This window comes from Streptosporangium sp. NPDC002524, from assembly GCF_040295985.1.
GTDB lineage: Bacteria > Actinomycetota > Actinomycetes > Streptosporangiales > Streptosporangiaceae > Streptosporangium.
In genome coordinates, this window is sequence record NZ_JBEOWK010000055.1 from 1 (window position 1) to 20,419 (window position 20,419).

Genomic DNA, 20,419 nt, shown 5'->3' on the forward strand with positions numbered 1-20,419 from the left:
CGGAAGTTAAGCTCTTCAGCGCCGATGGTACTGCACCGGGGACGGTGTGGGAGAGTAGGTCACCGCCGGACAATCATTCATGAAGGCCCCCACCAATGGTGGGGGCCTTCGTGTTTTCCGGGGTTCTTTTTTCGTGCTGTGCTCATGGGTGTCCTTTCGCTCACACGACCCGCTCACGACCAGCTCAGGCCTGAGATCCGCTCATGCCGTTCACGATCCGCTCGGACCTGCTCATGGCCCGCTCTGGTCCGCCAGAATCTGCTTACCGGCCTCTCGTGGGTCCTTCCCGAGGCCCACAGGTCTTCCCGAACTCATATCGGGCCCGGGAAGACGTACTCCGTAATCCGCAAGGCAGCAGCCGTCGTAGACAGCAGTGACGAGAGTCCCGGACAGCAGAGAAGCCCCGGCCCAGAAGGGCCGGGGCTTCTCCGTTCGGTCGGTGCTCGTCAGTGCGCGTGATGGAGCGTCGATGAAGTCGACGAGTCGGCAGAAACGTCAGGGCGTGATGAAGAGACCGTCGCCCACGGTCCGCTCCGCTCCGTCCGAGGGCCGGTTCACGGCCTTGTGGCCTACGACCATCACGCTGGAGCCGCCGCCGTCGAAGTTGATGGCCTGCTTGGCTCCCAGCCACCGCATGAGCTGGGCCGCCTCCACCATCGAGGCGCCCACGGTGACTCCCGGGTTGCGCCCGTCGACGGTGGCCAGGATCAGCCCGCCCGACCTGTCGATACCGACCATCGTGCGCGGGTGGCGCCGGAGCATCATGTTGATCGAGGCGTGTCCGTCGGCCGCCGCGGTGATGCGTACCCGCCCGTTCCTGACCAGCCCGACCCCGCCGCCCATGACGTACGTCTCAGGGGTGAGCGGGATGGCCTGCTGCGTACGCAGGTCGATGACCTTGTTGTCCACCTTCATCCAGGTGCTTTGCGCATGTTCCTGGAGCCAGACGGCGAGAAGGCCGGTGCCGTGGAGCAGGTAGGTGCCCCGGGCGACGATGCCGCCGGCCTGGCGGACCTTGATGACCTTGTTCTGCACGGCGTCGACGACGACCTCGATGCCGCCGTCGGCGGCCGTCTTGCCGCCGAACTCCTCGGTGTAGAGGACGAGCTCCTCAGCGCCGGCGGCCCGGTTGATGCCGTTGACCTCGATCTTCGCCCCGTCGGAGGAGATCGCGGTGACCGCCGTCTTCAGCTCGGTGATCCGCGCCTTGCGGCCCTGGGTGATGACGAGGCCGCTACGGCCGGGCACGGCCTCGCTGAGCAGCCTGCCGCCCACGACGGACACGCCGACCGGGTCGCCCTGGAGCGCCTTGGCCGTGTGGATGTTGAAGAAGCCGCCGTTGACCCCGGCGATGGCGCCGGTCAGCTTCGACATCGAGCTGGTGCTCTCGCGCTTGGCCACGCTCTTGCCGACGCTCGTCTTGAAGGACCCCCTGAACACCTTCGGGTTGACCATCAGCACGCGCATGTCCCAGGGGCCGGTGGTCTCCGTGCCGTCGTCACCGAGGTAGTCGGTCTTGGCCCGGATGTCGAACTCCTTGAGCTCCTTCACGACCTTGTCGGCCTTCGCCCGCTGGCCGAACGACCAGAAGCCGGTCCGGACCATGTAACGCTCCACGGCGGGAGCGTCCGAGGCGGCGGGTTGCACGATCCTCAGGATCTCGGGGGTGAACCCCGCGGCCTCCACCGCCTCGGCCACCGTCTGAGCGGTGACAAGCGAACCGGCATCGTGCCCATTGGGCATAAGAGCGGAGACTGTCCATCCTTGGGTAGATTTGCCGTGTTTCACACTAAAAAGGGTGATTCCCGGGGCCACATTCTGCTGGTTCTTCGCCGGGGCCATACTCACGCCGAGAGGGAACACGGAGGAGGGAAACCCCGAACTCGCCTGCTCCGCCTCGGCGGGAATCGCCACGGTAGTGAGTGTCAGGGCTGTCAATCCGGCGACAAGGCGTCGCGACATGTGCATCTCTCCCCGGTGGTCTCCGACTTCGTGCACCATCGTGCCGAGATCCACGGGGGTAAGGGAGCGAAACACGCGAAACATCCCAAGAAAGTGTCATTACTCACGTGAGAACACGGGGTGGAAGAGAACCGGGCGGAGGAGAATTCGCATGCCGTGACGGCCCCGGCCGTGGCGATATGCCTGGTCAATGGGCCGGCGGGCCTGGTCAATAAGGATTAGTCCCCGGATGTTTCGCCACGGGGGACGGGAAAGCGGCGCTACGGTGCGGTAGGCCGCATTTCCTCAGATCAAGCGGCACATCTTTACGAGAGGCAGCCGTCATGGGGCTGAGCGTTCTCATCGTGATCATCGCAAGCGTGTTCCTCGGCGTCGTCCTCGGGGCGATCCTGACGCGTCCGCGCCGCTGGGACCTCCACATCTGCGACCATCCCGCCGACCACGTCCGCACGGACACCGCATCCGACAGACACGGTTGACCAGGAACCTGAACAAGCACCTGAACAAGCAACTGACCGGGCACCTGAGCGGACACCGTCCAGGTCCCCGGGCCGGTCAGCCGACGCAGTGGTAGACCTTGCGCAGGGTCTCGTGGACGATCCAGACGGTCCTGGCGCCCTCGGCGAGCAGGCAGACCGAGCCGGGGACGAGCTCCAGGGTGGCGCCGCCGTCGACCTCCAGCGTGGCGCGGCCGGACAGGACCACGAACATCTCGTCACGTTCCACATCGATCACCGTGCCCGGCGTGATCTCCCAGATGCCCCGGCTCTGCCTGCCGTCCGGGGAGGACCACAGCTCGATCGACGAGACGCGCGGGGAGCCGGCCAGGATCTGGTGGGGCTCCAGCTCGTCGGGTGACAGCCGTACGTCGTCGGTGGGGACGGAGAACGCCCCGGCGGCGGTGACCATCCGGGCCAGATCGGCGGTCTCGGGGACGAAGATCTCGGTCATGGGGGCCTTTCAGGAACGGGGGCTGTCTCTTCGGAAGGACTCCAGCGCCAGGAGGGCGACGTGGAGGGAGAGACAGGATTCGACATCGTCCAGGTCGGTGTCGAGGACGCGCTCCAGCCTGCGGAGGCGGTCGTAGAAGGCGGGCCGGGACAGGTGGGCCCGCTGGGCGGCGACGGCCTTGTTGCGGCCCGCGTCGAGGTAGACCCGCAGGATCCGGGTGAGATCGCCGCCGCGCTGGGCGTCGTGGGCGAGGAGCGGGCCGAGCTCGCGTTCGGCGAAGGTCTGCAGCCGGGCGTCGTCGCGCAGGAGATGGAGCAGGCCTCTCAGGCGGAGGTCGGGCAGCCGGTAGAAGGCGCGGCCGTCGGGGTGCCTGACGGCGACGTCGGCGACCTGCTCGGCCTCCAGGAAACTCCTCCGCACGTCGCGGACCGACTCGACCACGGAGCCGGCGGCGAGGACGAAGGGGGTCGTGAAGGTCACGCGCAGGTGGTCGGCGAGCGTGGTCAGCGCGGCCTCGGGCAGGACGCGCGGCGGCAGGGGGAGCAGGACGCCGACCCGGTTCTGGTCCAGGGCGCCGATCAGGGCGGGGAGGCGGGCCTCGCGGCAGGCGGCGGAGGCCGCGTCGGCCAGCTCGCCGAGCCGGGCGAGCTGTTCCTGGCCGTCCGGCGGGTTCTCCGCCGACTCGGCCAGGCGGAGCACCACGCTGACGAGCTTGCGGCCGGTGAGCGGCACGCCGACCGCGCGGGCGCGGGCCGCGGCCTCCTCGGGGTCGGCGTACGCGTGGGTCAGGATGCCGGTGATGATCGTGCCGTGCGCCTGGCGTTCCAGGGACTCCTGGTGGCGCTCCAGCAGTCGGCCCAGGGCGAGGGTGGTCGCGGCGCGCTCGGCGAGCACGATGTCGCGCGGGCCGGGCTCCGTGTCGCAGAGCAGGATCAGCCGGCCCCAGTCCTGGCCCCGCGCGCCGACCATGGTGACCAGCCAGCCGGAGGCCGCGTCGTAGGCGGTGCGCAGGTCGGGGGCGACCGCGCGGGAGCGGGTCTCCCAGCCCGCCAGCAGCGAGCCGGTGTCGCGTCCGCCGGTCTCGCAGGCCAGCACCTGGTGCGCGAGGTTCTCCAGCAGCGCGGGGTGGCCGGACAGCCGGGTGACCTGGCCGAGGATCTCGGCGGGGGAGGCGCCCTCGACCGACAGCTCGGTGAAGACCTCGTGCAGCTGTTCGGAGGCGCGGAGCTCCTCCAGCTGGCTGTCGATGATCCGGGCGTGCACCGACTCGGTGATCTGCACGAACGGTGTCTCCCTGGCCAGGGTGACCAGGGGGAGGCCCTGGTCCTCGGCGGCGCGGACCACGGCGCCGGGCAGTTCGCCGATGAACTTGCGGCCCAGCTCCACGATGAGGCCGGACGCGCCCACGCCGACCAGCTCGGCGATGTAGTCGGCCAGCTTGCCGGGGTCGTCGGGCAGCGCTATGCCGGTGGTGAGCACGAGCTCGCCGCCGCGCAACAGGTGGGCGATGTCGGTGACCTCGCCCACGTGCACCCAGCGCACCCGGCTGTCGAGCCGGTCGGCTCCCGCCACGACCCGTGGGTTGCCCCGGCGGACGGTGTCCAGGGCGAGGACGTCGGCGACAGTAGGGAGCACCCGTCGAGAATATCCGATCATCATGTAAGCGCGAGCGGGGTGTGCTTTACAGCCTGTTTGCTCCGGCCCGTTTCCGGCCTGGCCTCTCGCCCAGATCCCCGCGTTCCCCCGTTTCCCGCCCGCTTTTCGCCAGCCTAGGATTACCTCACCTTTTACGGCCGAGGGGCGCGATGGTGGACATGGTTGAGACCGCCGGCACGGTGCGGGGCAGGGCCACGAAGGGTTCCTCGGGCGTGGAGGAGCTCGATCTCCGGCAGCTCCTGGCGGGCCTGACCGCCGTGCGCGACGGCGACTTCGGCACGCATCTGCCCGAGGACGGCGACGGGCTGCTGCAGGAGATCGCGACCGTCTTCAACGGGATGGTGGACCAGCTGTCGCTGTTCACCTCCGAGGTGACCCGGGTGGCCCGCGAGGTGGGCACCGAGGGACAGCTGGGCGGGCAGGCCGAGGTGCCGGGGGTCTCCGGCACCTGGAAGGACCTCACCGACTCGGTGAACGCCATGGCGGGCAACCTCACCGACCAGGTGCGCGACATCGCGCAGGTCGCGACCGCGGTCGCCACCGGCGACCTGTCGCAGAAGATCACCGTGGACGTGCGCGGTGAGATCCTGGAGCTGAAGAACACGCTGAACACGATGGTGGACCAGCTGTCGTCGTTCGCCGACGAGGTGACCCGGGTGGCCCGTGAGGTGGGCACCGACGGCAGGCTGGGCGGGCAGGCGGAGGTGACCGGGGTCGCCGGGACCTGGCGCGACCTCACCGACTCGGTCAACTTCATGGCGGGCAACCTCACCGACCAGGTGCGGAGCATCGCGCAGGTCACCACGGCCGTCGCCAAGGGCGACCTGTCGCAGAAGATCACCGTGGACGCCCGGGGCGAGATCCTGGAGCTGAAGAACACCATCAACACGATGGTGGACCAGCTGTCGTCGTTCGCCGACGAGGTGACGCGGGTGGCCCGTGAGGTGGGCACCGACGGCAGGCTGGGCGGCCAGGCCGACGTCAAGGGCGTCTCGGGCACCTGGCGCGACCTCACCGACTCCGTCAACTACATGGCGGGCAACCTCACCGACCAGGTGCGCAACATCTCGCAGGTGGCCACCGCCGTCGCCCGGGGCGACCTGTCGCAGAAGATCACGGTCTCGGCGCGGGGCGAGATCCTGGAGCTGAAGAACACGCTGAACACGATGGTGGACCAGCTGTCGTCGTTCGCCGACGAGGTGACCCGGGTGGCCCGTGAGGTGGGCACCGACGGCAGGCTGGGCGGGCAGGCCGACGTCAAGGGCGTCTCCGGCACCTGGAAGGCGCTCACCGAGTCGGTGAACGTGATGGCCGACAACCTCACCGCCCAGGTGCGGAGCATCGCGCAGGTCACCACGGCGGTCGCCAAGGGCGACCTGTCGCAGAAGATCCGGGTCGACGCCCGCGGCGAGATCATGGAGCTGAAGGAGACCATCAACACGATGGTCGACCAGCTCTCGGCCTTCGCCGACGAGGTGACCCGGGTGGCCCGCGAGGTGGGCACCGAGGGCAACCTCGGCGGCCAGGCCACCGTGCGAGGGGTCTCCGGCACCTGGAAGGACCTCACCGACAACGTCAACTCGATGGCCAACAACCTGACCAGTCAGGTGCGGAGCATCGCGCAGGTCACCACGGCGGTCGCGAGGGGCGACCTGTCGCAGAAGATCACCGTCGAGGCGAAGGGCGAGGTCGCCGCGCTCGCCCAGACCATCAACACGATGGTCGACACGCTGAGCGCGTTCGCCGACGAGGTGACGCGCGTGGCCCGCGAGGTGGGCACCGAGGGTGAGCTGGGCGGCCAGGCGCGCGTGCCCAACGTGGCCGGCACCTGGAAGGACCTCACCGACAACGTCAACTCGATGGCCAACAACCTGACCAACCAGGTGCGCAACATCGCGCAGGTCACCACGGCGGTCGCGCAGGGCGACCTGACCAAGAAGATCGACGTCGACGCGCGGGGCGAGATCCTGGAGCTGAAGACCACGATCAACACGATGGTGGATCAGCTGTCGTCGTTCGCCGCGGAGGTCACCCGGGTGGCCCGCGAGGTCGGCAGCGAGGGGCGGCTGGGCGGGCAGGCCGAGGTCGAGGGCGTGTCCGGCACCTGGAAGCGGCTGACGGAGAACGTGAACGAGCTGGCCGGGAACCTCACCCGCCAGGTGCGGGCCATCGCCGAGGTGACCAGCGCGGTGACCTCGGGTGACCTCACCCGCTCGATCACCGTCGACGCCTCGGGCGAGGTGGCCGAGCTCAAGGACAACATCAACTCCATGGTGAAGTCGCTGCGCGAGACCACCCTGGCCAACCAGGAGCAGGACTGGCTCAAGTCGAACCTGGCCCGCATCTCCGGGCTGATGCAGGGCCACCGCGACCTCGCCGTCGTGGCCGAGCTGGTGATGAACGAGCTCGCCCCGCTGGTCTCCGCCCAGCACGGCACGTTCCTGCTCGCGGAGGAGAAGCCGGACGGCTCGGAGCTGCGGGTGGTCGGCTGCTACGGCCACCGGGAGACCACGCGCCGCCACTTCTTCGGCGACTCCCTGGTGGGACAGGCCGCCGTCGCCAAGCGGTCCATCCTGGTCGAGGACATCGCCGCCGGATACATCACCGTCTCGTCGAGCCTGGGAGCGGCCGGGCCGGTGAACCTCATCGTGCTGCCGATCATCGTCGAGGACCAGGTGCTCGGGGTGATCGAGCTGGCCAGCCTCAACCGCTTCACCCAGGTGCACCGGGCCTTCCTGGAGCAGCTGGTGGAGACCATCGGCGTCAACGTCAACACGATCGTCGCCAACGCCCGTACCGACTCGCTGCTCACCGAGTCGCAGCGCCTCGCGACCGAGCTCCAGGTCGGGCAGGAGGAGCTGCAGCGCTCCAACGCCGAGCTGGAGGAGAAGGCGGAGCTGCTGGTCCGGCAGAACCACGACATCGAGACGAAGAACCGGGAGATCGAGCAGGCGCGGCAGGAGCTGGAGGACCGGGCCAAGCAGCTCGCGCTCGCCTCCAAGTACAAGAGCGAGTTCCTCGCCAACATGAGCCACGAGCTGCGTACCCCGCTCAACTCGCTGCTCATCCTGGCCCAGCTGCTGGCCCAGAACCCGGCCCGCAACCTCACCGCCAAGCAGGTGGAGTACGCCAACGTCATCCACTCAGCGGGCACCGACCTGCTCCAGCTGATCAACGACATCCTCGACCTGTCGAAGATCGAGGCGGGCAAGATGAACATCAGCCTGGAGCCGCTGCCGCTGCGCCAGCTCCTGGACTACGTCGAGGCGACCTTCCGCCCGCTGACCACGGAGAAGGGGCTGCGGTTCGACGTCGTGGTCGCCCCCGACGTGCCCGAGGAGCTGCTCATGGACGAGCAGCGGCTCAGGCAGGTGCTGCGGAACCTGCTCTCCAACGCGGTGAAGTTCACCGAGAAGGGGTCGGTCGAGCTCCGCATCGAGCGGATGGGCACGATGAACCTGCCGGGGGCGTACGGGCAGGAGGCGCTCGCCTTCCAGGTCGTCGACACCGGCATCGGCATCGCCGAGGAGAACCTCTCCCAGATCTTCGACGCCTTCCAGCAGGCCGACGGCACGACCAGCCGCAAGTACGGCGGCACCGGGCTGGGGCTGTCCATCAGCCGCGAGATCGCCGCGCTCTTCAACGGCGAGATCCGGGCGGTCAGCGCCCTGGGCTCGGGCAGCACCTTCAGCCTCTACCTGCCGATCGCCGAGCTCACCCCGGGTGCCGCCCGCGCGGGCACCGGGAGGAACCCGGTCTCCGCCTCGGTCCTGCCGGCGCTTCCCCCGCCGGTGGCCGTACCCGTGGAGAGGTTCCCGGGGGCGGACGGGCGGCGGCTGCTCGTCGTGGAGTCACGCCCCAACGGGCTGCTCTCGCAGCTGGCCGAGAGCGTCGTGGCCGACCTGCCCGAGACGCACGGTCCCGTGCAGGTGTCGACCGCCAACGACCCGGTCTCCGCCCTGGAGATCCTGGGCGCGGACGACCACCACTGCATCGTGCTCGACCTGGGCATGCGCCAGGACGCGGCGGCCGACTTCCTGCGCATGCTGGACGACGACCCGGTGCTGCGCGGGCTGCCGGTGCTCGCCCACCACACCCGCACGCTCACCCGGCCGCAGGAGAACCTCCTCAAGGGGCGGTCCAACACCCAGCCGCTGGAGCGCCTGCCCAGCCTCGACGAGCTGCGCGAGCGCATCACCCTGCACCTGTCGGCGCCGGAGCCGGGCGACGTGCTGCCGCTGGTGCAGCCCAGCCCCGACGAGCGGCCGCAGCCGGTGGAGGAGGTGGACACCGTGCTGGTCGACAGGAAGGTCCTGGTCATCGACGACGACGTCCGCAACGTGTTCGCGCTCACCAACATCCTGGAGCTGCACGGCATGCAGGTCCTCTACGCGGAGAACGGCCGCAAGGGCATCGAGATCCTGTCGCGCAACGAGGACATCGACCTGGTCCTGATGGACATCATGATGCCGGAGATGGACGGCTACGCCGCGACCGCCGCCATCCGCAAGATGGCCGACTTCGCGGACCTGCCGATCATCGCGGTGACCGCCAAGGCCATGCAGGGCGACCGGGAGAAGACCCTGTCCGCGGGGGCCAGCGACTACGTCACCAAACCCGTCGACGCCCAGGAACTGCTCCGCCGCATCCAGCGGTGGCTGGACATCTAGGGCCCTCCGGCTCGCCCGGCGGGAGCCGACGGAAGCAGGCGGGAGTCGGCGGGAGTCGGTAAGCGCCGGCGGGAGCTGGCGGATGTCGGCGGGAGTCGCAACCATCGGCCGGTGACGGGCAACCTCCGGAGGTGGGGGCCAGGCCGGCCGGCCTCACGGGGCGGGCCTGCCGGATCCACCGTGACCCGTGCGGGGCGGCTCCGGAGTCTTTCAGCGTGGGACGAGGCCGTCGTCATCCGCGGCGGCTGTGCCGGGTCGCTCCGGGGTCCCGGTGTGAGGCGGGGCCGTCGTCATCCGTGGCGGCCGTGCCGGGTGGCTCCGGGGTCTCAGCTCATCATCCGCGGTGACCTGTGCCGCGGGCGGCTCCGGGGGCTCAGTGCGGGGCGGGGGCGTCGTTCTCGTCGTTTCCCTTGGGGGAGCGGACCCGTACCCCCGGCGGGAGGTGGTTCGCCGGAGGTGAGGCCGCGCGGTTCAGGCGGGCCTCCAGGCCGTCGAGGATGCAGGTCAGGCCGAACTCGAAGTTGAGCGCCCTGGAGGTGTCGACGTCCAGGTGCCTGAACTCGGCGTAGCGGGCGGCCAGCTCCGGATAGTCCGCGGCGGCCTTCTCCACCACGGGCTGGATGGACGCGTTCAGCTCGTTGGAGTCGAGGCCCGTCCGCTCCAGCATGGACCGCCAGGAGAGCTCGGGCGCGGTGACGCCGAACACGTAGGCCAGGAGTGTCGAGGCGGCGTAGTCCTGGTCGGGGCCGCGGAACCCGGCCTGGTCGAAGGTGGCGACGAGCCCGCTCATCATCCGCATCGCGTTGGGGCCGATGGCGGGGGTCGTCCCGATGAAACTGATCACCCAGGGATGCTTGAAGAGCGCCTGGCGGATGGCGTACGCGAAGGAGGAGGCGGCGTTGCGCCAGGTGGTCTCCCGGACGTCCGGGACGGTGAACTCGCCGTAGACCTCGTCGAGGACGAGTTCGAGCAGCTCGTCCTTGTGGGCCACGTGCCAGTAGACGCTGGTGGTCCCGGAGCCGAGTTTGGTGCCCAGGCGGCGCATGCTCAGGGCGTCGAGCCCCTCGGCGTCGAGCAGCTCCATCGCCGCGCGCACGATCTGCGCGCGGCTGAGAGTGGGACTCTTCGCGGCACGCTGCTCGCGCGTCCAGACGGAGCTGAAGTGCTCTTTCACGCTTCCAGCATAAATCCGATGACACAGTGTTCGAGGTTATCGTACAGTGTGCGAGTGGAATCGAACACTGTACGAGTCGAACGCGACCCGAGGCGCTGGTGGATCCTCGGGGTGCTCTGCCTGAGCCTGCTGGTCCTCGTGGTGGACAACACCGTGCTGAACCTGGCAATCCCCGCCCTCATGGTCGACCTGGGGGCCAGTCCGGCGGACATCCAGTGGATCATCGACGCCTACGTCCTGGTCTTCGCCGGTCTGCTGCTCACCTCGGGCAGCCTGTCCGACCGCTACGGCCGCAAACGCTTTCTGATCATCGGTCTGGTGCTGTTCGGCGGCGCCTCGCTGATCGCCGTGCTGGTCACCGAGCCCTGGCACCTGATCGGCGCCCGCGCGCTGATGGGCGTCGGCGGCTCCATCCTGATGCCGAGCACCTTGTCGATCCTGATCACCGTCTTCGACGAGGAGGAGCGCCGCAAGGCGATCGCCGCGTGGAGCGCGGTGGCGATGGTCGGCGTGATCGCCGGTCCGACGCTGGGCGGCTTCCTGCTCGAACACTACTGGTGGGGGTCGATCTTCCTGCTCAACGTGCCGGTCGCGGTCGTCGCCGTGATCGCGGCGGCGCTGCTGATGCCCGAGTCGCGCGGCCCGGCGCGAAGGCTCGACCCGGCCGGCGTGGTGCTGTCCACGGTCGGCATGAGCGCCCTGGTCTACGTGGTCATCTCCGCGCCGAAGGCGGGCTGGACCTCGGCGGAGTCGCTGGTCGCCGCCGGGGTGGCGGTGGCCGCGCTGACGGCCTTCGTGGTCTGGGAGTTCAGGTCGGAGCACCCCATGCTCCCGCTCGAACTGTTCCGCAACCGGAACTTCAGCGGGGCGTCGTTCTCGATCGTGCTGATGTCGTTCGGCACGGGCGCGCTGCTGCTGATGCTCACCCAGTACCTGCAGTTCGTGCTGGCCTACGGTCCCATGCAGGCCGGTCTCGCGCTGCTGCCGTACGCCGTGGCCGCCGCGCTGTTCAACGGGGTCGGCGCCGGGCTGGGGCAGAAGGTGAGCAACCGGGTGCTGGTCGCCGTCGGCCTCGCCGTGATGGCAGGCGGTTTCGGGGTGCTCGCCTTCATGACAGCCGAGACCGGGTACGGCCTGCTGATCACCGGCCTCATGCTCATGGGGATCGGCGGCGGCCTGGCGGGGCCCGCGGCCTACGCGACGCTGATGGGAGCGGTGCCGCCCGCGCACGCCGGTGTCGGGTCGGCGCTCAACGACACCGTCCAGCAGGTCGGCATGGCGCTGAGCATCGCCGTGCTCGGCAGCGTGCTGGCCGGGGTCTACACCTCGTCGATGCCCGCCGACGCCCCGGCCGCCGCGCGCGAGTCGATCGGTGAGGCGCTGCGGCTGGGGGACGCGGGGGTGATCGGGACCGCGCGCGAGGCGTTCGTCTCGGCCATGTCGTTCGGCTCCTGGGTGGGGGTCGGCTTCACCCTGGCCGCAGCCACGCTGGCGTTCCTGGTGCTGCGCCCGGCGCCCGCGCCCGGGGCCGGTTCGGACGCGGACCTGGTGAAAGCGGAGAGCTGATTCGGATGCGGACCTGGTGAGAGCGGAGAGCTGAGAGGTGCTCCGGGCCGTCGATCCCGCGCGTTCGCGCTCGTCGGCGGCCGAGTTCGCGGGTGGCCGATCCGCCTGGGCGGGTCGGCCGTCGGCGCAGGCGGCCGGGGCCGCCCAAGAACCGGCCCCGGCCACCAGGTGTCCATGTCAGCGGGAAAGTCATGAGAACCGGGCATGATTCATGTATTTCAGGTTGCTTTGATAGGAAATCTGGGCGATGCTGGACCTTACCCGGCCTCATGACTACCGAAGCTCGGACGGGGAACCTGGGGGGTGCTCCGTCCGGCCCTCCTGTGCGGCTCGCGCCATCCGTCGCGTGGCGCGAGCCGCATGGGACGCGTCACGGGGTGCGAGCCGCGCAGACCCCTTCGGAATCCCTCGAAATCCCCCGCGAAAGCCCCGCGAAGGCCTCGCGAAGGGCGATCCGGGCCAGCCGGGACCTGACAGTGTGCTGGGTTAGACGTGAATATCCCGACATGTTGCAGGTGTGGGCGGTGGCATTGAGGGGCGATACTCGATGTATGTCGGACCTCCTTGCGCGCCATCGCGCGGTAATGCCCAACTGGCTGGCCCTTTACTACGACGAGCCCATCGAGATCGTCTCCGGCAAGGGGAACCGCGTCGTCGACGCGTCGGGCAAGAGCTATCTCGACTTCTTCGCGGGCATCCTGACCAACATGATCGGGTACGACGTGCCCGAGGTGCGGGAGGCCGTCGAGCGGCAGATCGCCACCGGAGTGGTGCACACCTCCACGGTCTACCTGCTGCGCGGCCAGGTCGAGCTGGCCGAGAAGATCGCCAGGCTCTCCGGCATCCCGGACGCGAAGGTCTTCTTCACCAACTCCGGCACCGAGGCCAACGAGACCGCGCTGCTGCTGGCGACCTACGCGCGCAGGTCCGACCAGGTGCTCGCCATGCGGCAGAGCTACCACGGCCGCTCCTTCGGGGCGGTCAGCGTCACGAGCAACCGCGCGTGGAAGAACAACTCGCTGTCGCCGCTGAACGTGCACTTCCTGCACGGCGCCGACCGGCACCTCACCCAGTTCCGTGGCCTGTCCGACGACGACTACATCGCGGCCTGCGTCGACGACCTGCGCCACGTGCTCTCCACCGCCGTCTCCAGTGACGTGGCGGCGCTGATCGCCGAGCCGATCCAGGGGGTGGGCGGCTTCACCATGGCCCCCGACGGGCTGTTCGCCGCCTACAAGGAGGTCCTCGACGCCGAGGGCATCCTGCTCATCTCCGACGAGGTGCAGACCGGCTGGGGGCGCACCGGCTCGGCCTTCTTCGGCATCCAGAACCACGGCGTCACGCCCGACATGATGACCTTCGCCAAGGGGCTGGGCAACGGCTTCGCGGTGGGAGGCGTCGTCGCCCGAGGCGACCTGATGGACGGCCTGCACGCCGTCGGGCTCGCCACCTTCGGCGGCAACCCGGTCTCCATGGCCGCCGCCAACGCCACCCTGGACTACGTCCTCGACCACGACCTGCAGGCGAACGCCGCCAGGACCGGCGCCCTGATCATCGACGGGCTGCGCGAGGCCGCGCCGCGCCTGCCGATCGTCGGCGACGTCCGCGGCAAGGGCCTGATGTTCGCCGTCGAGCTGGTCGACCCGGCGACCGGCGAGCCCGCACCGGCCCTCGCCTCCCGGTTCATGGAGGAGACCAGGAAGTCCGGCCTGCTCGCGGGCAAGGGCGGCCTGAAGGGCAACGTGCTCCGGATGGCCCCGCCGCTCACCCTCACCCTCGACGAGGCCGCCGAGGGACTCGGGATCATCGTCAGCGCGCTCGAAACCGTCAACACCGAGGTCGCCTCGTGAAGAACGTCACCCACTGGATCGGCGGCGGCCCCGTCGAGGGCTCCGGCCGTACCTCGGAGATCTTCGATCCCGCGACCGGGGAGGTCTCCGGGCGGGTCCACCTCGCGTCCGCGGACGAGGTCGACGCGGCCGTGGCCGCCGCCGTCGCGGCCTGGCCCGCGTGGCGGGACGCCTCGCTGGTCAAGCGCTCGCAGGTGCTGTTCCGCTTCCGCGAGCTGATGTACGCCAACCGCGACGAGCTCGCCCGGCTCATCTCCGAGGAGCACGGCAAGGTCCACTCCGACGCGCTGGGCGAGGTCGCCAGGGGCCTGGAGGTCGTGGAGTTCGCCTGCGGCATCCCGCACCTGCTCAAGGGCGGTTTCTCCGAGGGCGTCTCCACCCGGGTCGACTCCTACTCGATCCGGCAGCCGCTGGGCGTCGTCGCCGGGATCACCCCGTTCAACTTCCCGGCCATGGTGCCGATGTGGATGTTCCCGATCGCGATCGCCGCGGGCAACGCCTTCGTGCTCAAGCCGTCGGAGAAGGACCCCTCGGCGTCGCTGCTGATGGCCGCGCTCTGGAAGGAGGCCGGGCTGCCCGACGGCGTCTTCGGCGTCGTCCAGGGTGACAAGGTCGCGGTGGACCGGCTGCTGGAGCACCCGGACGTGCGCGCGGTCTCGTTCGTCGGGTCCACGCCCATCGCCAGGTACGTCTACGAGACCGGCACCGCCCACGGCAAGCGGGTCCAGGCGCTCGGCGGTGCCAAGAACCACATGCTGGTCCTGCCCGACGCCGACCTCGACCTCGTCGCCGACGCCGCGGTGTCGGCGGGTTTCGGCTCGGCGGGGGAGCGCTGCATGGCGATCTCCGTCGTGCTCGCCGTGGACCCGGTCGGGGACGAGCTGGTCGACAGGATCGTCTCCCGGGTGTCCGAGCTGACCGTCGGCCCCGGCGACGACCCGGCCTCCCAGATGGGCCCCCTCGTCACCGGCGTCCACCGCGACAAGGTGGTCTCCTACCTCGACCTGGGCGTCTCCGAAGGCGCGAAGCTCGTCGTGGACGGCCGGCTCACCTCCGTCCTGGGCGGCGGCACCGCCCAGGAGACCCCCGGCTTCTGGCTCGGCCCCACGGTCCTCGACCACGTGCCCGCCGGTTCCCGGGTACACCGGGAGGAGATCTTCGGCCCGGTCCTGTCGATCGTCCGCGTCGCCTCGTACGAGGAGGGCCTGGCGCTGATCAACGGCGGCGAGTTCGGCAACGGCACCGCGGTCTTCACCAACGACGGCGGCGCGGCCCGGCGCTTCCAGAACGAGGTGGAGGTCGGCATGATCGGCATCAACGTGCCGATCCCGGTGCCGATGGCCTTCTACAGCTTCGGCGGCTGGAAGGCCTCACTCTTCGGTGACACCCACGTCCACGGGACCGAGGGCGTGCACTTCTACACCCGGGGCAAGGTCGTCACCTCCCGATGGCTCGACCCGAGCCACGGTGGCGTCAACCTCGGCTTCCCGACCAACGGGTAACCTCCGGACCGCGAGCCCGCGCCCCTCCTGCCGGGGCGCGGGCCTCGCGCATTCCCGGGCCCTCCTCCGGCGTCTCCGATTCCTCCGGTATGCGTATGGGGCCGTGCGTTCGCGTTCCTCCGGTATGCGTGCGGGGCCGTGCGTTCGCGGGTCCCGGGGCGGGCGAACGGCCGGTAGGCTCCCGGGCAGATCGGTGGCGACGTCGGGAGGAGACCTCGTGGGCCTCGTGGGCAGGGACAGGCTCCGCCGGGCGCGTCTCGGAGCGCTGCTGGGAGCGGGCGGGCTGGCGCTCGCCGCCTGCGCCCAGGCGGGAGCCGTGAGCGCGGCCGGCCCGGTGCGCGGCCCCTCGCCCTCCGCCACCCCCGTGACGCCCGCCGGGACACCCGCCTCCACGCCCGGCGCGACCCCCGCCTCGACGCCGTCGCCGGCCTCCACACCGACGCCGTCGACGTCCATCGGCAAAGGCGAGGGCACGCTCCAGGTGCTGACCTTCCAGGGGTACGTCGAGTACGGCGCGACCAGCTCGCGGGCCAACTGGCTCACGCCCTTCGAGCGGGAGACCGGCTGCGTCGTCAAGCTCGACCGGGTCCGCACGAGCGAGGAGATGGCCGCCAGGTTCGCCACGGGCGCCTACGACGCCGTCTCGCCCGCCCCCGACCTGGCCGGACAGCTGGTGGCGCAGGGGAAGGTGGCGCCGCTGGACACGGGGCTCGTCCCGGGCTACAAGCACATCCCCAAGCGCCTGCGCGAGCTGCCCGGCCTGCGCGAGGACGGCGAGGTCTACGGGATCCCCTACCTGTGGGCGGTCAACCAGGTGGTCCACGAGGGGAGCGGGCCCGAGGGTCCGGCCGCGCTCTACGGAGCGGCTCCGGTGGCGATCAGGAACAGCCCGCTGAGCATCGCCGACGCCGCGCTCGCCCTCGGCGGGACGGGTTCCGAGCCGGAGGCCGAGGACCCGTTCCAGCTCACCCCCGCCCAGCTCGACGCCGCAGCGAAGCTCCTCGCCGAGGGCGACGGCCCCGACCGGGTCTACTGGACCGACTCCCTCCAGCTGGTCAGGGCCCTGTCGGCGGGGCCGGTGCGGATGGCCCAGGCCCTCCCGTACCACCTGGACCTCTTCAAGCGCGCGGGCCGGCCGATGAAGACGCGGGCGGGGGCGCCGGCGACCGGGTGGGTCGACTCGTGGATGCTCGCGGCCAAACCCGCCAGCCCCAACTGCGCCTACCGGTGGCTGGACTGGGTGAGTTCGGCGGCGGCGCAGCGGCCCGCCGCGGCCTGGACCGGGCTCGCCCCGGCCAACCCGGAGGCGTGCGGCGGGCAGGCCCGCCGGATGTGCGAGATCTACCGCGTGCGCGACAACCGGTGGCTGCGCGACATCCGCTTCGCCGCCCGTCCGACGCGCGATTGCGGGGGGCGGGGCGGGGAATGCACCGATTACACCGAATGGGCGGAGCGCTGGAAGCAGCTCGTGAAGTGACCGGTTCCCTTCGGGGCAGAACGAGCCTGACGGGTCAGGTCCTGGTGGGTCCGGTCCAGAGGGGGCGGATCCCGTGGGGCCGCTCCGGATGGAGCAGGTCCTGACGGGTCCGGTTCCGACGGTCCGGGTCCTGACGGGTCCTGACGGTCCGGACCTCGACGGATCGGGCCTCGACGGATCGGGTCCCGGTGGGGCCGGTTCCGGTCTGACGGGTCGCGGGCCCGTCGTCTTCCTCGCGTGCGCTCTTCTCCCGGCATGCCCGTATGCCCCGTGTTTGGCCGCGCTTTTCGTTGCCTTGATCGCTTTCTACGATGGATTCGGTGGGAAAATCATGGTCAGGCTATCGACTGGTTGACCAGTCAGTGGGTAGGCTACCGCCATGAGAATCCTTCTTGTCGGGGCGGGCGGCGTGGGTTCCGCCGTCGTGCCGATCGCCGCGCGCCGAGATTTCTTCGAACACATCGTGGTCGCCGACTCCCAACAGGACCGGGCCGCCGCCGTCGTGGCCAGGATCGCGGATTCGCGCTTCAGCGCCATCGGGCTGGACGCCTCCGACCGGGCCGCTGTCGAGGCCGCCCTCGCCGAGCACCGCTGCGACGTGCTCTTCAACGCGGTGGATCCTCGCTTCACCATGTCCCTGTTCGAGGCGGCGCTCAACGCCGGTGCCCGCTACCTCGACATGGCGATGTCGCTGTCGCGGCCCCACCCGCGCAGGCCGTACGAGCTGACCGGGGTGAAGCTCGGCGACGAGCAGTTCGCCCTCGGGGAGGCCTGGCGGGAGAAGGGCGGGCTCGCGCTGGTCGGCATGGGCGTGGAGCCGGGGCTGGCCGACGTGTTCGCGCGCTACGCCGCCGAGCATCTGTTCGAGACCATCGAGGAGATCGGCATCCGCGACGGCTCCAACCTGGTGGTCGACGGCTACGACTTCGCGCCGACGTTCTCCATCTGGACGACCATCGAGGAGTGTCTCAACCCGCCGGTGATCTGGGAGAACGGCGACTGGCACACCACCGAGCCGTTCAGTGAGCCCGAGATGTTCGACTTCCCCGAGGGGATCGGGCCCGTGGAGTGCGTCAACGTCGAGCACGAGGAGGTGCTCCTCGTGCCCCGCTACATCGACGCCAAGCGGGTGACGTTCAAGTACGGGCTGGGCGAGGAGTTCATCGGGGTGCTGAAGACCCTGCACAAGCTCGGCCTGGACAGCGCGGACAAGATCAAGGTGGGCGGCGTCGAGGCCTCGCCGCGCGACATGGTCGCGGCCAGCCTCCCCGACCCGGCCACGCTCGGCGACCGGATGCGGGGCAAGACCTGCGCGGGGACCTGGGTGAAGGGCGTGGGCAAGGACGGCGCGCCGCGCGAGGTCTACCTCTACCACGTGGTCGACAACGAGTGGTCGATGCGGGAGTACGGCTGCCAGGCCGTGGTCTGGCAGACGGCCGTGCACCCGGTGGTCGCCCTGGAGCTGCTGGCCACCGGCGCCTGGTCGGGCAGCGGGGTGCTCGGCCCCGAGGCGTTCGACGCGGTGCCCTTCCTGGAGCTGCTCAACGCCTACGGCTCGCCGTGGGGCATGCGCGAGGAGACCGCCAGGACGCTCCTGTCCGCCTGACGCCCGCTCCGCGGACTTACTTCGTAAAGGCCGCCTAGGGTTCCGATCGGGTCAGCCGGGCGGCCCTGCCCTCCAGGTAATGCCGCTCGGGCAGGCTGGTGGTGCGGCGCGCGGCCTCGCGATAGCCGGCGCGGGCGGCCTCGCGGTCACCGGCCGTCTCCAGCAGGTGCGCGCGCACCGCGTGCAGGCGGTGGTGCCCGGCCATCCGGTCGTCGGCCTCCAGGGTCTTGAGCAGGTCGAGCCCGGCCCCCGGGCCCTCCACCATCGCGAGCGCTACGGCGTGGTTGAGCGTGACCATCGGGTTGGGGGCGAGGCGTTCGAGCAGCCGGTACAGCGCGAGGATCTGCGGCCAGTCCGTCTCCTCCGCGCGCGCCGCCTCGGCGTGCACCGCCGCGATCGCGGCCTGGAGCTGGTACGGGCCGAGCGGGGCCCGCGCCAGCGCGCCGGTGACGAGCGCCACCCCCTCGGCGATCGACGTCCCGCTCCACAGGCTACGGTCCTGCTCGGCGAGCGGGACGAGCGTGCCGCCGGGGCCGGTGCGCGCCGGGCGCCGGGCGTCGGTGAGCACCATGAGGGCGAGCAGCCCGGCCACCTCGCCGTCGCCGGGCAGCAGCCCGTGCACCGCGCGGGTGAGCCTGATCGCCTCGCCGGTCAGCTCGCGGCGCTGCAGGTCCGGGCCCGAGGTGGCCGTGTAGCCCTCGTTGAAGATCAGGTAGAGCACGTGCAGGACCACCCGCAGCCGCTCGGCCCGCTCGGGCTCGGGAGGCAGCGCGAAGGGAACGGCCGTGCTCCTGATCCGCTGCTTGGCCCGGCTGATGCGCTGCGCCATGGTCGCCTCGGGGACGAGGAACGCGTGGGCGATCTGCGCGGTGGTCAGGCCGCCGACGGCCCGCAGGGTGAGCGCGATCTGCGAGGCGGGGGTGAGGGCGGGGTGGCAGCACAGGAACAGCAGGGTCAGGGTGTCGTCCCGCGCGCCGGTGGTCTCGGCGTCGGCGGCGGGCGCCAGGAACTCGTCGGCGGGCGCCCGCGCCGCGACCATGTTCTCCCTGCGGCTGCGCGCGTACTCGCTGCGCAGCTCGTCGGTGAGCCTGCGGGACGCGACCGTGATCAGCCAGCCTCGGGGGTTGTCCGGCGGGCCCTGCCCGGGCCACTGCAGGGCGGCGGCCAGCAGCGCCTCCTGTACGGCGTCCTCGCACGCGTCGAAGTGCCCGTAGCGCCGGACGAGCACGCCGAGGACCTGCGGCGCGAGCTCGCGCAGCAGGTCCTCGGCCTTGGCAGGAGCGGTCACGCCTCGACGCCGGCCCCGTCCATGATCGGCCGTAGCTCCATCGCGCACAGCCGGGCGTCCGGCCAGCGCGCGGCGATCTCGACCGCCCGCTCGGGGGTCTCGCAGTCGATCACGCAGTATCCGGCCAGGTGCTCCTTGGCCTCCAGGAACGGCCCGTCGGTGGTCGCGAGGGCGCCGTCACGCACCTTCACGGTCTTGGTCTGCGAGGGATCGGCCAGCGCCTGCCCGCCGACCCACTCCCCGGAGTCGGTGAGCTCCTCCATGACGGCCCCGGCCTCGCCCATCAGGCCCTCGATCTCCTCCTTGGAGAGGGTCTCCCAGATGGCGGGGTTGCTGTAGATCAGCAGCATGTACTTCACGGTCTCGCTCCTCGTGCTCGCGGCGCCCGTCGCGGGTGCCTCTCACAGGCCAGTCGGAGCGGGGGACCCGGTCTCGACATCCGCTCGCGGGGCAATCCTCCGGGGGGCGCGGGTGCCGTTCCCGGCCGTACGGCGGTTCGATCCCGGGCGTGCGGGCGCGCTCCGGTGCTCTGGTGGTCCGGTGCTCTTGGTGGTTCGGTGCTCTGGTGGTCCGATGTCTCGATTGTCTCGATGAGGAGAAACTACCGGAGCGGACCGCTCCGGGCGGGCCGCCGGGCTTGGTCGTCTCCGGCGGGCCGGTGAGCGGGTTGCCGGGCTTGGTCGTCTCCGGCGGGCCGGTGGGCGGGCGGGTGGGCGG

13 protein-coding genes and 1 rRNA gene are annotated in these 20,419 nt (G+C 70.5%); 8 read left to right on the forward strand and 6 right to left on the reverse strand.

What is annotated here, in order from left to right; genetic code table 11:
* Positions 1 to 71, forward strand: a 5S ribosomal RNA gene (rrf, locus tag ABT053_RS43550); the annotation flags it as partial.
* A gap of 424 nt (positions 72 to 495) precedes the next feature.
* Here the strand turns inward: rrf and ABT053_RS42770 are convergent.
* Positions 496 to 1,698, reverse strand: coding sequence for a phosphodiester glycosidase family protein (locus ABT053_RS42770; RefSeq protein WP_350977815.1), 1,203 nt, complete (start codon positions 1,696 to 1,698; stop codon positions 496 to 498).
* A 608-nt stretch (positions 1,699 to 2,306) separates the two neighbouring features.
* On the opposite strand from ABT053_RS42770, the gene ABT053_RS42775 reads away from it, so the two are divergent.
* A complete protein-coding gene (locus ABT053_RS42775) occupies positions 2,307 to 2,441 on the forward strand; it encodes a hypothetical protein (protein WP_350977818.1) in 135 nt (44 codons plus the stop codon).
* A gap of 76 nt (positions 2,442 to 2,517) precedes the next feature.
* On the opposite strand, the gene ABT053_RS42780 is transcribed toward ABT053_RS42775, so the two are convergent.
* Together ABT053_RS42780 and ABT053_RS42785 are read right to left on the reverse strand one after the other, a co-directional pair.
* The gene (locus tag ABT053_RS42780; protein WP_350977820.1) at positions 2,518 to 2,913 is read right to left on the reverse strand and encodes a cupin domain-containing protein; all 396 of its coding nucleotides are present in this window, start codon (positions 2,911 to 2,913) and stop codon (positions 2,518 to 2,520) included.
* Positions 2,914 to 2,922: 9 nt separating this feature from the next.
* Entirely contained in the window at positions 2,923 to 4,548 is a 1,626-nt protein-coding gene (locus ABT053_RS42785) for a PucR family transcriptional regulator (RefSeq protein WP_350977821.1), read from the reverse strand.
* Between the two features lie 179 nt (positions 4,549 to 4,727).
* On the opposite strand from ABT053_RS42785, the gene ABT053_RS42790 reads away from it, so the two are divergent.
* Positions 4,728 to 9,239, forward strand: a complete 4,512-nt coding sequence (locus tag ABT053_RS42790; protein WP_350977822.1) for a hybrid sensor histidine kinase/response regulator — start codon at positions 4,728 to 4,730, stop codon at positions 9,237 to 9,239.
* A gap of 373 nt (positions 9,240 to 9,612) precedes the next feature.
* On the opposite strand, the gene ABT053_RS42795 is transcribed toward ABT053_RS42790, so the two are convergent.
* Complete coding sequence (locus tag ABT053_RS42795; protein ID WP_350977825.1) at positions 9,613 to 10,413, reverse strand: TetR/AcrR family transcriptional regulator; 801 nt, start codon at positions 10,411 to 10,413, stop codon at positions 9,613 to 9,615.
* A gap of 54 nt (positions 10,414 to 10,467) precedes the next feature.
* Here ABT053_RS42795 and ABT053_RS42800 point away from each other — a divergent pair, with 54 nt between their 5' ends.
* The 5 genes from ABT053_RS42800 (at position 10,468) to ABT053_RS42820 (ending at position 18,414) form a co-directional block, all read left to right on the forward strand.
* Entirely contained in the window at positions 10,468 to 11,979 is a 1,512-nt protein-coding gene (locus tag ABT053_RS42800; RefSeq protein ID WP_350977826.1) for an MFS transporter, read from the forward strand.
* 551 nt (positions 11,980 to 12,530) lie between these two features.
* Positions 12,531 to 13,829: an aspartate aminotransferase family protein gene (locus tag ABT053_RS42805; protein WP_350977827.1), complete on the forward strand. Its 1,299-nt coding sequence runs from the start codon at positions 12,531 to 12,533 to the stop codon at positions 13,827 to 13,829.
* Complete coding sequence (locus tag ABT053_RS42810; RefSeq protein WP_350977830.1) at positions 13,826 to 15,331, forward strand: CoA-acylating methylmalonate-semialdehyde dehydrogenase; 1,506 nt, start codon at positions 13,826 to 13,828, stop codon at positions 15,329 to 15,331. Before ABT053_RS42805 ends, ABT053_RS42810 begins: the two co-directional genes overlap by 4 nt.
* A 217-nt stretch (positions 15,332 to 15,548) precedes the next feature.
* Entirely contained in the window at positions 15,549 to 16,808 is a 1,260-nt protein-coding gene (locus tag ABT053_RS42815; protein WP_350977832.1) for an extracellular solute-binding protein, read from the forward strand.
* Positions 16,809 to 17,187: 379 nt separating this feature from the next.
* Positions 17,188 to 18,414 (forward strand): saccharopine dehydrogenase family protein, encoded by a 1,227-nt coding sequence (locus ABT053_RS42820; protein WP_350977833.1) that lies wholly within the window; start codon positions 17,188 to 17,190, stop codon positions 18,412 to 18,414.
* A gap of 34 nt (positions 18,415 to 18,448) precedes the next feature.
* Here the strand turns inward: ABT053_RS42820 and ABT053_RS42825 are convergent, their stop codons facing one another.
* Positions 18,449 to 19,702, reverse strand: coding sequence for an RNA polymerase sigma factor (locus ABT053_RS42825; protein ID WP_350977835.1), 1,254 nt, complete (start codon positions 19,700 to 19,702; stop codon positions 18,449 to 18,451).
* The gene (locus tag ABT053_RS42830; RefSeq protein WP_350977836.1) at positions 19,699 to 20,052 is read right to left on the reverse strand and encodes a YciI family protein; all 354 of its coding nucleotides are present in this window, start codon (positions 20,050 to 20,052) and stop codon (positions 19,699 to 19,701) included. Before ABT053_RS42830 ends, ABT053_RS42825 begins: the two co-directional genes overlap by 4 nt.
* Positions 20,053 to 20,419: the final 367 nt, after the last annotated feature.